Source organism: Pseudomonas sp. AN3A02, from assembly GCF_011765255.1.
In the GTDB taxonomy this organism is placed as follows: domain Bacteria; phylum Pseudomonadota; class Gammaproteobacteria; order Pseudomonadales; family Pseudomonadaceae; genus Aquipseudomonas.
In genome coordinates, this window is record NZ_JAARNI010000001.1 from 62921 (window position 1) to 77026 (window position 14106).

14 protein-coding genes are annotated in these 14106 nt (G+C 61.2%); 9 read left to right on the top strand and 5 right to left on the bottom strand.

The annotated features are described in order from the left end of the window. Positions 1-122 precede the first annotated feature (122 nt). The 4 genes from proP (at position 123) to HBJ59_RS00385 (ending at position 3848) form a co-directional block, all read left to right on the top strand. Complete coding sequence (gene proP, locus HBJ59_RS00370; protein ID WP_076016140.1) at positions 123-1625, top strand: glycine betaine/L-proline transporter ProP; 1503 nt, start codon at positions 123-125, stop codon at positions 1623-1625. Positions 1626-1748: 123 nt separating this feature from the next. Then, positions 1749-2177 carry a DUF2231 domain-containing protein gene (locus HBJ59_RS00375; RefSeq protein ID WP_167662479.1) on the top strand — a complete coding sequence of 143 codons (429 nt, stop codon included), beginning with the start codon at positions 1749-1751 and terminating at the stop codon, positions 2175-2177. Then, positions 2174-3466 (top strand): sorbosone dehydrogenase family protein, encoded by a 1293-nt coding sequence (locus HBJ59_RS00380; protein WP_167662480.1) that lies wholly within the window; start codon positions 2174-2176, stop codon positions 3464-3466. Before HBJ59_RS00375 ends, HBJ59_RS00380 begins: the two co-directional genes overlap by 4 nt. 82 nt (positions 3467-3548) lie before the next feature. Further along, a complete protein-coding gene (locus tag HBJ59_RS00385) occupies positions 3549-3848 on the top strand; it encodes a DUF3144 domain-containing protein (protein WP_167662481.1) in 300 nt (99 codons plus the stop codon). Between the two features lie 16 nt (positions 3849-3864). On the opposite strand, the gene HBJ59_RS00390 is transcribed toward HBJ59_RS00385, so the two are convergent. After that, the gene (locus HBJ59_RS00390; RefSeq protein ID WP_167662482.1) at positions 3865-4245 is read right to left on the bottom strand and encodes a type 1 fimbrial protein; all 381 of its coding nucleotides are present in this window, start codon (positions 4243-4245) and stop codon (positions 3865-3867) included. 110 nt (positions 4246-4355) lie between these two features. Continuing rightward, the gene (locus HBJ59_RS00395) at positions 4356-5579 is read right to left on the bottom strand and encodes an MFS transporter (RefSeq protein WP_167662483.1); all 1224 of its coding nucleotides are present in this window, start codon (positions 5577-5579) and stop codon (positions 4356-4358) included. A 125-nt stretch (positions 5580-5704) separates the two neighbouring features. On the opposite strand from HBJ59_RS00395, the gene HBJ59_RS00400 reads away from it, so the two are divergent. Further along, a complete protein-coding gene (locus tag HBJ59_RS00400; protein ID WP_167662484.1) occupies positions 5705-6409 on the top strand; it encodes a TetR/AcrR family transcriptional regulator in 705 nt (234 codons plus the stop codon). Here HBJ59_RS00400 and HBJ59_RS00405 read toward each other — a convergent pair. Next, a complete protein-coding gene (locus HBJ59_RS00405) occupies positions 6312-7235 on the bottom strand; it encodes a LysR family transcriptional regulator (RefSeq protein ID WP_167662485.1) in 924 nt (307 codons plus the stop codon). The genes HBJ59_RS00400 and HBJ59_RS00405 overlap by 98 nt on opposite strands. Positions 7236-7339: 104 nt before the next feature. Between HBJ59_RS00405 and HBJ59_RS00410 the strand changes: the two genes are divergently transcribed. Further along, a complete protein-coding gene (locus HBJ59_RS00410; RefSeq protein ID WP_256670824.1) occupies positions 7340-7804 on the top strand; it encodes a hypothetical protein in 465 nt (154 codons plus the stop codon). A gap of 939 nt (positions 7805-8743) precedes the next feature. On the opposite strand, the gene HBJ59_RS00415 is transcribed toward HBJ59_RS00410, so the two are convergent. Then, on the bottom strand, positions 8744-9640 hold the full coding sequence (locus tag HBJ59_RS00415) for a LysR family transcriptional regulator (protein ID WP_063031899.1): 897 nt from the start codon (positions 9638-9640) through the stop codon (positions 8744-8746). 117 nt (positions 9641-9757) lie between these two features. Between HBJ59_RS00415 and HBJ59_RS00420 the strand changes: the two genes are divergently transcribed. The 3 genes from HBJ59_RS00420 (at position 9758) to HBJ59_RS00430 (ending at position 13063) form a co-directional block, all read left to right on the top strand. Continuing rightward, on the top strand, positions 9758-10423 hold the full coding sequence (locus HBJ59_RS00420; RefSeq protein WP_076014563.1) for an RraA family protein: 666 nt from the start codon (positions 9758-9760) through the stop codon (positions 10421-10423). 11 nt (positions 10424-10434) lie between these two features. Continuing rightward, complete coding sequence (locus HBJ59_RS00425) at positions 10435-11643, top strand: pyridoxal phosphate-dependent aminotransferase (RefSeq protein WP_167662486.1); 1209 nt, start codon at positions 10435-10437, stop codon at positions 11641-11643. Positions 11644-11734: 91 nt separating this feature from the next. After that, complete coding sequence (locus HBJ59_RS00430) at positions 11735-13063, top strand: cation:dicarboxylate symporter family transporter (RefSeq protein ID WP_167662487.1); 1329 nt, start codon at positions 11735-11737, stop codon at positions 13061-13063. Between the two features lie 71 nt (positions 13064-13134). Here the strand turns inward: HBJ59_RS00430 and yghU are convergent, their stop codons facing one another. Next, positions 13135-13977, bottom strand: coding sequence for a glutathione-dependent disulfide-bond oxidoreductase (gene yghU, locus HBJ59_RS00435; RefSeq protein ID WP_167662488.1), 843 nt, complete (start codon positions 13975-13977; stop codon positions 13135-13137). Positions 13978-14106: the final 129 nt, after the last annotated feature.

Here is a 14106-nt window from a genome sequence, read left to right on the forward strand (position 1 = left end):
GCTGGGCCATTAACAAAAAAAACCAGCCAACGGTGAATTATTCAGTGTCCGCATGTATCTGACCAAAGAGCACGTGCCATTAAAACAATGGCAATGAAATGGACCAGGGCTGAGTAATTCCCATGAAATCACGCAAGAAAACCGTCAATCCGATTGGATTGGATGACATCACCATTGTCGACGACGCCAAGATGCGCAAGGCGATCACCGCCGCTGCGCTGGGCAACGCCATGGAATGGTTCGACTTCGGCGTATACGGCTTTGTCGCCTATGTACTCGGCAAGGTGTTTTTCCCCGAGGCATCCCCCAGCGTACAGATGATCGCCGCCCTGGCGACCTTCTCGGTGCCGTTCCTGATTCGCCCGTTGGGCGGCCTGTTTTTCGGCCGACTGGGGGACAAATACGGCAGGCAAAAGGTCCTGGCCGCGACCATCGTGATCATGTCCATCAGCACCTTTGCCATCGGGTTGATCCCCTCCTATGACTCGATCGGGATCTGGGCGCCGATCCTGTTGCTCTTGGCCAAGATGGCCCAGGGCTTCTCGGTAGGCGGTGAATACACCGGCGCGTCGATCTTCGTCGCCGAATACGCCCCCGACCGCAAGCGCGGCTTCCTCGGCAGCTGGCTGGACTTCGGCTCCATCGCCGGCTTCGTCCTTGGCGCCGGTGTCGTGGTGTTGATTTCGGCGGTGATCGGCGAAGAGGCGTTCCAGTCCTGGGGCTGGCGCCTGCCGTTCTTCCTCGCGCTGCCATTGGGCATGATCGGGCTCTACTTGCGTCATGCCCTGGAAGAAACACCGGCCTTTCAACAGCATGTGGAACAACTCGAACAAGGCGATCGCGAAGGCTTGGCAGGCGGCCCGAAGGTGTCGTTCAAGGAAGTCGCCACCAAGCACTGGCGCAGCCTGATGACTTGCGTCGGCGTGGTGGTGGTGACCAACGTCACCTACTACATGCTGCTCACCTACATGCCGAGCTACCTGTCCCACAACCTGCACTACAGCGAAAACCACGGTGTGTTGATTATCATCGCGATCATGGTCGGCATGCTGTTCGTGCAGCCAATGATTGGCTTTGTCAGCGACAAGATCGGGCGTAAACCCTTCATTCTGTTCGGCAGCATCGCCCTGTTCTTCCTCGCCATTCCGGCTTTCATGCTGATCAACAGCGGCAAGCTCGGGCTGATTTTCTCGGGGCTGCTGATCATTGCGGTGGTGCTCAACTTCTTTATCGGCGTGATGGCGTCCACCCTGCCGGCGATGTTCCCTACCCACATCCGCTACAGCGCGTTGGCCAGCGCCTTTAACATCTCGATCCTGGTGGCCGGCCTCACGCCGACCGCCATGGCCTGGCTGGTAGAGACCACCAACAACCTGTACATGCCGGCCTACTACCTGATGGTGTTTGCCGTGTTGGGGCTTTTCACCGCCCTGACCATGAAGGAAACCGCCAACAAACCCCTGCGCGGCGCAGCACCGGCGGCTTCGGATATCGAGGAAGCCAAAGAGCTGCTGCAGGAGCACGAAGACAATATCGAGCAGAAGATCGAAGACATCGACGCGCAAATCGCCGAGCTGGAAGCCAAGCGCGAAAACCTGGTGCAGCAGCATCCACGCATCAACTGACGCAACATATTTAGAAACGAATAGACGGTGAACTAACGCGCAAGCAGCAGGCTCCTTCCTTAAGCGCAGTCAGCGCGGCCCTGATGAGCCTCATCAGGGCCGCTCAACGATAAGGAGCCGCCCGTGACCGTCACCCCCGCCCTCACCTACCGCTGTACGCCTGGCCCGCTTCACGCGACCTTGCTTGCCGGTACCGTCCCGCTGTTTCTCGGCGCCTTGCTGAGTGACATTGCCTACTACCAGACCTACCAGATCCAATGGAGCAACTTCGCCGCCTGGCTGATCGCCGGCGGCCTGGTGTTCTGTGGGCTGGCGGGGTTGTTTGCGCTGGTCAACCTGCTGCGGGCCGACCGCAAGGCCGGGCGCCCCACGGTGTACTTCCTGTTGTTGCTGGTCACCTGGGCACTGGGCCTGGTCAATGCCTTTGAACATGCGAAGGATGCCTGGGCCGTGATGCCTTCGGGCCTGGTGCTGTCTGCCGTCGTGACCCTGCTGGCCTGCGTGACCACGTGGGTCGGGCTGACCAACCTGCGCTCGGGAGGTGCCCAATGAAGCCTTCCAGCACGCTGACCGTTTTAAGCATGGCGATGTTGTTAAGCGCCTGCGGTGGCGAAGCCGACAGCACTCAAGTCCGCGGTCCCGACCCCAAGCTGCCGGAACCCCAGCGCGGCCTGTTGCCCAGCATGAAGATCGCCGAACCGGTGGCCTGGGGTGAGCAGAAACCCACCGTGCCCGAGGGTTTCAGCATCACGGCCATCGCCACCGACCTGCGGATTCCGCGCCAGACCCTGGTGCTGCCCAACGGTGACATCCTCGTCGCCGAAGGCCGCGGCGGCAGCGCGGCGAAACTCAAGCCCAAGGACGTGATCGCCAGCGTGATCAAGGCCGAGGGCAACACCAAGGTCAAAGGCGGCAATCGCCTGACCCTGCTGCGGGATGCCGACGGTGACGGCACCTACGAGTTGAAAACCGTGTTCGCCGAAAACCTCAACGCGCCCTACGGCCTGGCCTTTGCCGACGGCAAGCTGTACGTGGCGAACCAGGATGCGCTGGTGCGCTTCGACTACGAGGACGGCCAGACCAAGGCCGGTGGCCCACCTACCACCGTCACCGACCTGCCTGCCGCGATCAATCATCACTGGACCAAATCCCTGGCGATCAGCCCCGATGGCCGCTCGCTGTATGTCGGCATCGGGTCCAACAGCAACATCACCGAACGCGGCATGGAGGTCGAGATCGACCGGGCGATGGTCTGGCAGATCGACGCCGCCACCGGTGCGCACAAGCCTTACGCAACCGGTTTGCGCAACCCGACCGCCCTGACCATTCAACCGGGCTCCGGACAGGTGTGGGCGGTGGTCAACGAGCGGGATGAACTGGGGCCGGACCTGGTACCGGATTACCTGACCTCGGTGCGCGAAGGTGAGTTCTACGGCTGGCCCTACAGCTATTGGGGCCAGAACGTCGACACCCGCGCCCAACCGCAAAACCCGGCCAAGGTCGCCGCCGCGATCAAACCGGATTACAGCCTGGGTTCCCACGTTGCCGCACTGGGCGTCGACTTCTCCATCCCGGCCATGGGCGAGAAATATGCCGACGGCGTCTTCGTCGGCGAGCACGGCAGCTGGAACCGGGATAATCCGGTGGGCTACAAGGTGATCTTCGTGCCGTTCAGCAATGGCAAGCCGGCCGGCGAACCGCTGGACTTCGCCACGGGTTTCCGTGGAGATGATGGCAAGACTCGCGGGCGGCCGGTGGGGGTCACTGTTGATCCGAAGGGTGCGCTGATCATTGCCGATGACCTGGCCAACACGGTGTGGAGGGTGACGCGCAATAAATGAGGCCTGAAGCGGCCAACGTGGTTGCCTTCCCGGGGAGCGCGGCGGTACCTTCGCCGCACTCACGAACAGGAAGGTAATCGCAATGCCAGACACCACCGACAACGGCTTCTACGATCGCGCGGACGCGCACATTGAGCTGTCCAACGAGCAGTTCAGGGCGTTCGCCGACCTGGGCAAAGTCAGCGCCTCTATGATGTTCGGCACCACACGGTTCAATGCCTGGGTCAGCGCACGCAGCTTTAAATCCGGCGAAGAAATGGCCCAGGCCCGTGAGGCGATGCTGAAGTATTTCTGTGATCAGTACCGAATGATGCTTGAGGATAACCTCGATGATCACATCAATAATTTCAGCAAGTACATGCTAGTCAAGGCACCTGAATAAGCCGGTTTTTTTCCGCTTAAGGGGAGGTCAATGTCACCAGGTACTTGCCTGAATTCACAGGCTTCCCTTGGCCATCCACCAATGTGTATTGCTGCTGGTAATAAGGCCCCGACCGCCCGCTGTCGGCGACCAGTTTCACGCTGACGGCGCTGTGATCAAGGGCAGTGACCGAGCTCACCGGCTCCACGTTACGGACGCTGATGGCGCTGCCACGTGCCAGGCTCGGGCAGTTGCTGAGTTTTAGTCCGTCGGCCATGGTCAGCGGCGTGCAAGACGCCTCGACAATGCTGCCGTGAAAGTAAATGACTCCCTGCCCCACCGGGCTCGCGGCCATGCAGGCGCCGGAGAGGCTGAACAGCAGGCCAACATGGATTGCAGACATTCTCTTGATGGTCATGCCAATACTCCCGGGGTTAAAAGCCTATGCCTCGGGATATCGGCTGATTGGCGGATTATTTTAAGATTTGTCTGATGTTAGAACCGGTTATTTCAACGACTTTGGAAATATCAGTGCCCGCCAACCGCAGGCTTGCCGTGCGCCCGGTGCCCAGGTTTGAAACCATGGTTGCGAGCGGCCCACGTAATCGCAAAAGCCACCGCCAGCAACACCAACATTGCCCACGGGAATGACGCCACACCCCAGGTATCGAGCAACACTCCGCCCACCACACCACTTCCCGCAATGGCGCTGTTCCAGGCCACCACATTCAGCGACAGCGCCACGTCTGCCCCATCGCCGGCCGCGTCCGCCAATGCGGTTTGCAGCAACGTTGCCGCGCCACCAAAACTCAAGCCCCACACCGCCACACCGACATAAATCACCCCGGGCACCTGCGCGAGAAAACCAAACGCCAGGCACGTCGCCGCAAAGCCCGCCAGGCTGACCAGCACCGTCTTGCGCAACGCCACATCCACCAACCGAGCGGTCACCCAAATCCCGAGCAGCGCCGCTATACCAAACACCAACAACACCAGATCCACACGATCCACCAAGCCCGCCGGGGCCACGAACGGCGCGATGTAGGTATAGAGAATGTTGTGGGCGAGCATCCATGAGATCACCACCGCCAGCACTGGCCGTACGCCCGGCGTGGTCAGCACCTTGCGCAACGGCATACGCTGATGGGCTGACTGGCCGGGGTAATCCGGCACTTTCACCAGCACCCAGACGATCAACACCAGGGTCAGCGCCGACATGATGCCGAAGGTGGTGCGCCAGCCCACCAGTCCACCCAGCCAGGTGCCCAGCGGCACGCCGAGTGACAGCGCAATCGGCGTGCCCACCATGGCCAGTGCCAATGCCTTGCCCTGCTGATGCGGTTCAACCATGCGCCGCGCATAGCCGGCCAACAAACTCCAGGCCAGCCCCGCGGCCATCCCGGCTAGGAACCGCGCCAGCAGCGTCAGCCCGTAGTGGGACGACAGCGCCGTGATGGAATTGAACAGCAGAAAACCGACGATGGTCAGTAGCAGCACATTGCGTCTACGCCAGCCGCGAGTAGCGATGGTCAGCGGGATCACCGCCAGCACCGAACCCAGCGCATAGGCGGTGACCATCTGCCCGGCCATGGACGCTGAAACGCCCAGGCCATCGCTGATCAGCGGCAACAGGCCTGCCGGCAAGGTTTCAGTGACGATGCAGATAAAACCGGTCATGGCCAGGGCGAGCAAGGCGCCGATGGGCAAGCGGTCGGGAACGGCGTCTGCCGATAAGGTGGTTGAGGGGGTCACAGGGAAACTCCTTGAACTAGAGGACTTAAATACCGATCGATATAAATGTTGGGCGCACCACGTAGCGTTGTCAACGACTTATGTATCGACTAGTATTTATCTCATTACCCCGAGAGGATTCCCCCATGGCACAGATGGGCCGCCCCCGCACTTTCGACCGAGACCAGGCCGTGGAACAGGCCATGCACCTGTTCTGGGAGCACGGTTACGACGCCACGTCCCTGAGCCAGTTGAAAAGCGGATTGGGCGGTGGCATCTCCGCGCCGAGTTTTTACGCGGCGTTCGGCTCTAAGGACGCGCTTTTCCAGGAATGCGTGCAGCGTTATCTGGCGACGTTCGCCCAGGTCACCGAATGCCTGTGGGATGACGGCCTGCCACCGCGCCAGGCCATCGAGACCGCGCTGCGCCAATCCGCACGCATGCAGTGTGAAGAGGGGCATCCCAAAGGCTGCATGGTGGCCCTGGGCGTGATGAGTGCGCCCTCCCCCGAGAACGCGCAAGTCACCCATGCACTGACTCATTCACGGGAGCGCACCCGAGCGGGCATTGTGCATTGCGTCGAGCGTGGCATTCGCGCAGGCCAGTTACCTGCCGATACCAACGCCCGAGCGATGGCTACGGTCTACGACAGTTTCCTGCAAGGCGTGTCGATCCTGGCTCGGGATGGCGTCGACGCTAATGCCATCGATACTGCCATCGGCCAACTGATGCTGACCTGGGATTTATCCGCCGCTACAGCACCGCCCATTCGGCGCGATGCTCCAGCAGAAAGTCCACAAACGCCCGCACCCGATGGGGCACGTAGCGGCCGTGGGGATACAGCAAGGTAAACGGCCGTGAGCGTCCACCGTAAGGCTGCAACACCTCCACCAGGCTGCCGTTGGCCAACTCGTCCTCGACGATGAATTTATAGGTCTGGAACAGCCCCGCGCCGTGCTTGGCCAGGGTTACGCCACCGAGCACATCGTCAGAGCAGCTGTAGCCCGCTTCACCGGCAAACTCTCGCTCCTTGCCGTCCACCTGGAACAGCCAGGAAATGCGCCGCCCGTTGCTCGGCAATTCGTACTGGATGCACTCATGGTCCGGCAAATCCTCCAGGGTTTGGGGCGTGCCGGCACGCTTCAGATACGACGGCGCCGCAACCACCACCAGCTTGGCGTCTTCCAGCAACCGCGCGATCAGCGTCGAGTCCGGCTGGGCACGCACGCGGATGGCCAGGTCATAGCCTTCGGCGACGAAATCAATATTGCGGTTGCTGATGTGGATATCCACGGTGACTTGCGGGTACAGCGCACGGAATTTCGGCAGCAGCGGCAGGATCCGGTGATGGCCGTAGGTGGTCGGGATGCTGATGCGCAACAGCCCGGACGGCACCGATTGCGCGCCCATCATTTCCTGCTGGGCTTCCACCAGTTGCGTGAGGGCCTGGCGGCATTGCTCGAAAAACGTCCGGCCGCCCTCGGTCAGGCGGATGCTGCGGGTGGTGCGTACAAACAACCGGGAACCCAGGCGTTCTTCCAGCCGCGAGATGCTGCGGCTCACCGCCGCAGGCGTCACTCCCGCCACCTGGGCGGCGGCGGTAAAGCTGCTGGCCTCGGCAGCCAGGCAGAACAGCTCGATGCTGCCCAACTGCAAATCTTCGAAATGGCGCTTCATGATTGATTACACCGGGTATCTACTTGGGGATTCACCCGCTCTATTTATCAGCAAGGGCCGCATAAATATAGGGGCCCTACCTGGCCCGTGCTTGCTTTCATTCCATGCACACCGCCCACAACTTCCGTGGCAATGCTCCGTCGTTGGACCTTGCGAACTCCATCAACAACCAGCCGGTCGTGGTCAACCGATTACCGAATACCGACCGTGGTTCGCAGATCGACTCCCTGCAAAAAGGCGTGTATTTCCAGGACCAGATCAAGTTCGACGAGGCCACCACCTCGCGCGCAGGGTTGGTGTACAAGGCTGGCAACGGCCTGGCACCGTACCTGAGCTACAGCGAATCGTTCTTCCCGGTAGCGGGTGTGAGCAAGGCCGGGCAAGTGTTTGTGCCCACCGAAGGCAAACAGTACGAGTTCGGTGACTTACCGCTGGTAGGCCAACAACGGCGCACTCAGCGGTTCGGGGCGTCCCTCCGGCATATGGCGTTGGGGGCGGTGGTTGGGGGCATATCCGTTGGTTTTGTTACGGCTACTATTGGTTCCGCTCTTACAGCGGCTCACTTTTGAAAAGCGCAAAAGTAAGCAAAACGCTCTTGCCCCACCACTCGGCACCTCGCCCAGGCTCGGTGTGCCCTCACTCCGGCTTTGGAGCGTGGGCCGCCGCGATGGGCCATCCTTGGCCCAGCGCGGCTAACCCGGCGTCCTGCCGGGTTACCCACGCTCCAAAGCCTGCGTTCGGCCAGCGTGGTTTAACGGGGCGCCTAAGATCAAGATCAAAAGCAGATCAAGGGCACAGCGGCCTACAGGCCGGCTTGAGTGTGGTGAAGCAACAGCCAAATCAGAAGCGGGCACGGTTCAAAATGTGGGAGCGGGCTTGCTCGCGAAGGTCGTTAACGATGACGCGGGCATCCTGATTCAACGCGGCGGTCTCAGGTTTTTCGCGAGCAAGCCCACAGAAAAGCAGCTTTGCTTTCGCTCTTAACACTCAAGCCGGCCGGGGCTACCGGCCGGCTTGAGTGTGGTGAAGCAACAGCCAAATCAAAAGCGGGCACGGTTCAAAATGTGGGAGCGGGCTTGCTCGCGAAGGTCGTTAACGATGACGCGGGCATCCTGATTCAACGCGGCGGCCTCAGGTTTTTCGCGAGCAAGCTCGCTCCTACAGAAAAGCAGCTTTGCTTTCGCTTCTAACACTCAAGCCGGCCTGTAGGCCGCTGTGCTCTTGCTTTTGATCTGCTTTTGATCTTGATCTGACTGCCCCATTCAGCCCGAGGCCGAACGCAGGTATTGAGGAGCGGGTAAACCGGCAGGACGCCGGTTTAGCCGCGCCGGGCCATGGATGGCCCGTCGCGGCGGCCCGCGGAGCAATGCCGGAGTGAGGGAACGCCGAGCCTAGGCGAGGTGCCGACAGGCGGGGCAGAGCGTTTTGGTTACTTTTGCGCTTTTCAAAAGTGACCCGCTGTAAGAGCGGAACCCTAAGTAGCCGTTACCCAAATAACGGATATACACTCAAAACAACAACCGCGAAAAATCACAACACTGCACCGCCAACTGCGCCACATTCTGGTTCAACCCAAACTGCCGATCCCCGCGATGCAACGCCACATACCCAACCTTGGGCAGCGCCGGTTCCGTCTCCAATGCGCGTAATTCTCCGCGCTCGATCAAATGCGACAAGCACGCCTTGGGCAAGTAACTCACCCCCACCCCCGACAACGCGAGCCCGACCTGCACCAGCAAGTTATGGCTGGTCAGCTTACGCGGCATCTGCACAGCATGCGCCGCCAGCCAGCGCTCATAAAGCAGGCCCGTCCCGGAGTGCGAACCTTGGGTCAGCACCGTGTACCCTGCCAACGCCTCAAGCCCTACCGGATCAGGCTCACTGACTAACCACGGGGCGCACATCCAGGCGTTTTCCACACTGCCCAACGGCGTACTCAGAAACCGCGAATCACTGTAGGCATCGGGCACGATCACCAGGTCCAGTTCATCACTCTCCAGCTTGCGAAACAGCTCGCTGCTCAACTCCACTGACGGCTCGATCTGCACTTTGGGATACGCCTCACGCAACGCTTCCACCAGCGCAGGCAACCAGGTGAAGGCCGTCAGTTCCGTCACCCCGAGACGAAACCTGCGCACCAGCACTTCACGGGTACTCACCCGCTCCAGCAAGTAGTCGCGACGCTCCAGCAGGTCCTTGGCGTAGTCGAGCAACTCGGCGCCTTTTTCGGTCAGCCGGGCATTGCGTTTGCTGCGGTCGAAAATCTCGACATCGAAGGTTTCTTCCAACTCCTGGATGCGCTTGGAAATCGCCGACTGCGACATGTTCAGCTTGTTCGCCGCTGCCTCGAAACTGCCCAGCTCGGCAATCCAGTACAACGCGTCGATTTGCTTGAACGTGATCATCGGCCACCTCCCATGAGAAAAAGCGATCCTATCAGATAATAAAATATCGCTAAAACTGCTTCTTCATCGCTCCTAAGATCTAGCCACAGACCCATAAGATCAATCGGAGTTACAGCCATGTCCTTGCCCGGTTCCCGCATCCTCCCCAACCCACCGCTGGCTTCTGCCGAAGTGCTTGAAGCCTTCACTCACGTGGTCACCCCGCACATCAGCGACAACCTCGGCCGGCACATCGGCGCCCGTGGGCTGAACCGCTACAACCGTACCGGCAAGCTGGTGGGCACCGCGCTCACGGTGAAAACCCGCCCTGGCGACAACCTGCTGATCTACAAGGCCATGAGCATGCTGGAGCCCGGCCACGTGCTGGTGGTGGACGCCCAGGGCGACACCAACAACGCGGTGATCGGCGAGTTGGTCAAGCTCTACGCCCAGCAACGCGGCTGCGTGGGGTTTGTGATTGACGGGGCGATTCGCGATGTTGCGAGCTTCGAGGACACGCCTTGCTACGCCCGCAGCGTGGTGCATTGCGGGCCTTACAAGACTGGCCCGGGGGAAGTGAATGTGCCGGTGTCCATCGGCGGCATGCTGATCAACCCGGGGGATGTGCTGGTGGGTGACGAAGACGGCCTGGTCGCCTTCTCCCAGGCCGACGCCGCCGAAGTACTGCGCAAGGCCGCACAACACGCGGCCCACGAAGAGGAAGTCAAAGCCGAAATCGCCAGCGGTGCGGTGCGCCAGAGCTGGATCGACAAGGTGCTGCAACAGGCCGGCCTGGCAGGTTGAAGGGGAACATCATGAGCACTGCATTTCTGTCCGATCGGGTGCTGGGCATTGCGCCCTCACCGAGCATCGCCGCCAACGCACTGGTCAGCGAACTGCGCGCCCAGGGTCGGGACATCGTCAACTTCACCGTGGGCGAGCCGGACTTCGATACACCCGCGCATATCCTCGAAGCAGCCAGCGCCGCGATGCACAGTGGCGACACCCACTACACCGCCACCAGCGGCACCCTCGCCCTGCGCCAGGCGATCTGCCTCAAGCTCAAGCGTGATAACCAGTTGGACTACGGGCTGGACGAAGTGATTGCCGGCTGCGGTGGCAAGCACATCATCTATCACGCCCTGGCGGCGACCCTGAATCGCGGCGACGAAGTCATCGTGCACACGCCGTATTGGGTGTCGTACCCGGACATCGCGCGGCTGAATGACGCAACGCCGGTGATCGTTCCCGGCGATGAGTCACTGGGGTTCAAGCTGTCGCCGCAAGCCCTGGAGCAGGCGATCACCCCGCGCAGCAAATGGGTGATCCTCAACAGCCCGAACAACCCCAGTGGCGCGGTGTACAACGAGGCCGAGCTGTTGGCCCTGGCCGAGGTGCTGCGGCGTCATACCCATGTGCTGATCATGGCTGACGAGATCTACGAGCACTTTGTCTACGACGCAGCCCGCCACGTTTCCCTGACCCGACTCGCACCGGACCTGAAACCGCGCACGCTGATCGTCAACGGTGCCTCCAAGGGCTATGCCATGACCGGCTGGCGCCTGGGTTTCGGAGCTGGCCCGGCGTGGCTGATCGCGGCCATTGCCAAGCTGCTCTCGCAAACCACCACCTGCCCCAGCTCTCTCAGCCAGGCCGCTGCGGTGGCCGCCTTCGCCGGCGACCAGGCGCCCATCGCCGGGATGCGCGAGGTGTACCAGCAACGCCGCGAACACATGCTGGGCCTGTTGAAAGACATTCCCGGCGTGAGCTTCACCCCGCCGGATGGCGCGTTCTACGTGTTCGCCAACGTTGCCGGATTGATCGGCAAGACCACCCCGCACGGCGAGCGGATCGACAGCGACACACAACTGGCCGAGTACCTGCTGCGGGAACACGGCCTGGCCACCGTGAGTGGTGCGGCGTACGGCATGTCGCCGTATATCCGGCTGTCGTTCGCCAGCTCGCTTGACGTGATTGAAGAAGGTTGCCGTCGCCTGAATGAAGCGTGCCATCGATTGCGCTGACGGATACCCGCCCCACCCGGCGGCCAGGGATGGCCGCTCATTGACTGCCTAGAACAACACTCATAATCATTGATATAAATGAGGCATTCCCATGCACAAGCCCCGCATCGCGCTGGTCTGGCAAATCCTGATCGGCCTGCTCGCCGGCATCGCCATCGGTGCCCTGCTGCACCGTTTTCCCGAGTCCCGGCCGTGGCTGGTGGACAACCTGCTGCAACCGGCGGGCGATATCTTTATCAAGCTGATGAAGATGATCGTGGTACCCATCGTGTTTGCCTGCATGGTGGTGGGCATTGCCGGGCACGGTGACGGTAAATCCCTGGGACGCATCGGGGCCAAGTCCCTGGGCTATTTCTTCTGCATCACCACGTTGGCGATCATCGTCGGGCTGGTGATGGGCAACCTGCTCCAGCCGGGCGCCGGCACCGAACTGGCCAGCCTGAAAGCCAGCGCGGTGACCTTGCCCACCAGCAGCGCCGGCGGTGGCCACAGCCTGGGGCAGATCATTGTCGGGATCATCCCGGACAACGTGATCAACGCCATGGCCCAGGGCAGCTTGCTGTCAGTGCTGTTCTTCGCGGTGATGTTTGGCCTCGGGGTTTCGCGCTTGCCGGCCGAGCGCAAAGACCCGGTGATTGCCTTGCTGCGCGGGGTGTCGGAGGCGATGTTCAAGGTGACGTCGATGATCATGGCCTATTCGCCTATCGGCGTGTTCGGGATGATCGCAGTGACCGTGGCCAACTTCGGGTTCAGTTCGCTGCTGCCGTTGGCCAAGTTGATCATGGTCAGCTACGTGTCGATTGCGTTCTTCGTGCTGGTGGTGCTCAACCTGGTGGCGCGGCTGTGCGGGATCAACCTGTTTGCGTTGATGCGGCATATCAAGGACGAACTGATCCTGGCGTTCTCCACTGCCAGCTCGGCGGCGGTGATGCCGCAACTGATGAAGAAGCTCGAAACCTACGGCGTGCCGCCTTCGCTGGTGAGCTTTGTGGTGCCGGTGGGGTACTCGTTCAACCTGGACGGTGCGTCGCTGTTTTTGGGGATCGGCACGCTGTTCGTGGCGCAGTTGTATGGCATCGACCTGAGCCTTGGCGACCAGGCACTGTTGGTGGTGACCATGGTGCTGACGTCCAAGGGCGCGGCCGGCGTGCCGGGGTTCATGTTCGTGATTCTGTCGGCGACCCTGGCGAGTGCGGGCTTGCCGTTGGAGGGCATCGCGTTTATCGCCGGGGTGTATCGCCTGATGGAAATGCCGACCACCGCATTGAATGTGCTGGGCAATGCCCTGGCACCGCTGGTGATTGCCAAGTGGGAGCGCCGTGAAGGCACCGCAGAAACCTGTGGCGAGGGGGCTTGTCCCCCGTTGGGCTGCGCAGCAGCCCCAATAAGCTCACCGAATTTTCCTGAAAAAACGCGGTGAATTTTCAGGGCTGCTGCGCAGCCCAACGGGGGACAAGCCCCCTCGCCACAAGGTGTGGGTTGTCAGCTCTGTCAACTGTGCAGGTCGAGGTCCGACGCGTCATGACGCTCGCGCAGTTGCTCTGAAGGCTCGCCCGACACGCGGTTGACCCGGCGCCCTCGCTGTACAGCAGGTCGCGCTTCGATGGCATCGGCCCAGCGCAGTACGTGTTTGTATTCCTGCACCGAGAGAAATTCTCCGCCCTCGTACAAGCGGCCTTTCACCAGGCCGCCGTACCACGGCCAGATCGCCATGTCGGCGATGGTGTACTCATCCCCGGCGATGTATTCGTGCTCGGCCAGTTGCTTGTCCAGCACGTCCAGTTGGCGTTTGGTTTCCATGGCGAAACGGTCGATGGCGTATTCGATCTTGGTCGGCGCGTAGGCATAGAAATGCCCGAAACCACCGCCCAGGTACGGTGCGCTGCCCATCTGCCAGAACAACCACGACAGGCACTCGGCGCGGGCCGCCGGTTCGGTGGGCAGGAACGAGCCGAACTTCTCGGCCAGGTACTGCAGGATCGCGCCGGACTCGAACACCCGAATCGGCTTGGGCCCGCTGCGGTCCAGCAGCGCGGGAATCTTCGAGTTCGGGTTGACGCCGACGAAACCACTGCCGAACTGGTCGCCGTCACCGATCTTGATCAACCACGCATCGTATTCCGCGCCCTTGTGCCCCAGGGCCAGCAGCTCTTCCAGCAGGATCGTGACTTTCTGGCCATTGGGCGTTGCCAGGGAATACAGCTGCAACGGATGACGACCGACCGGCAATTCCTTGTCGTGGGTCGCACCGGCGATGGGCCGGTTGATGCTGGCGAAGGTGCCGCCGTTTTGGGTCTTCCAGGTCCAGACTTTTGGCGGTACGTAATCAGTCATGTCACTACTCCTTGGATTCAATGTTCACAACAACTAACCAAATAACTCACTCACTAACTGTAGGAGCGAGCTTGCTCGCGAAAAACCCGAGAGCGCCGTGTGCTTTCAGGACGCCCGCGTTATCGTTGA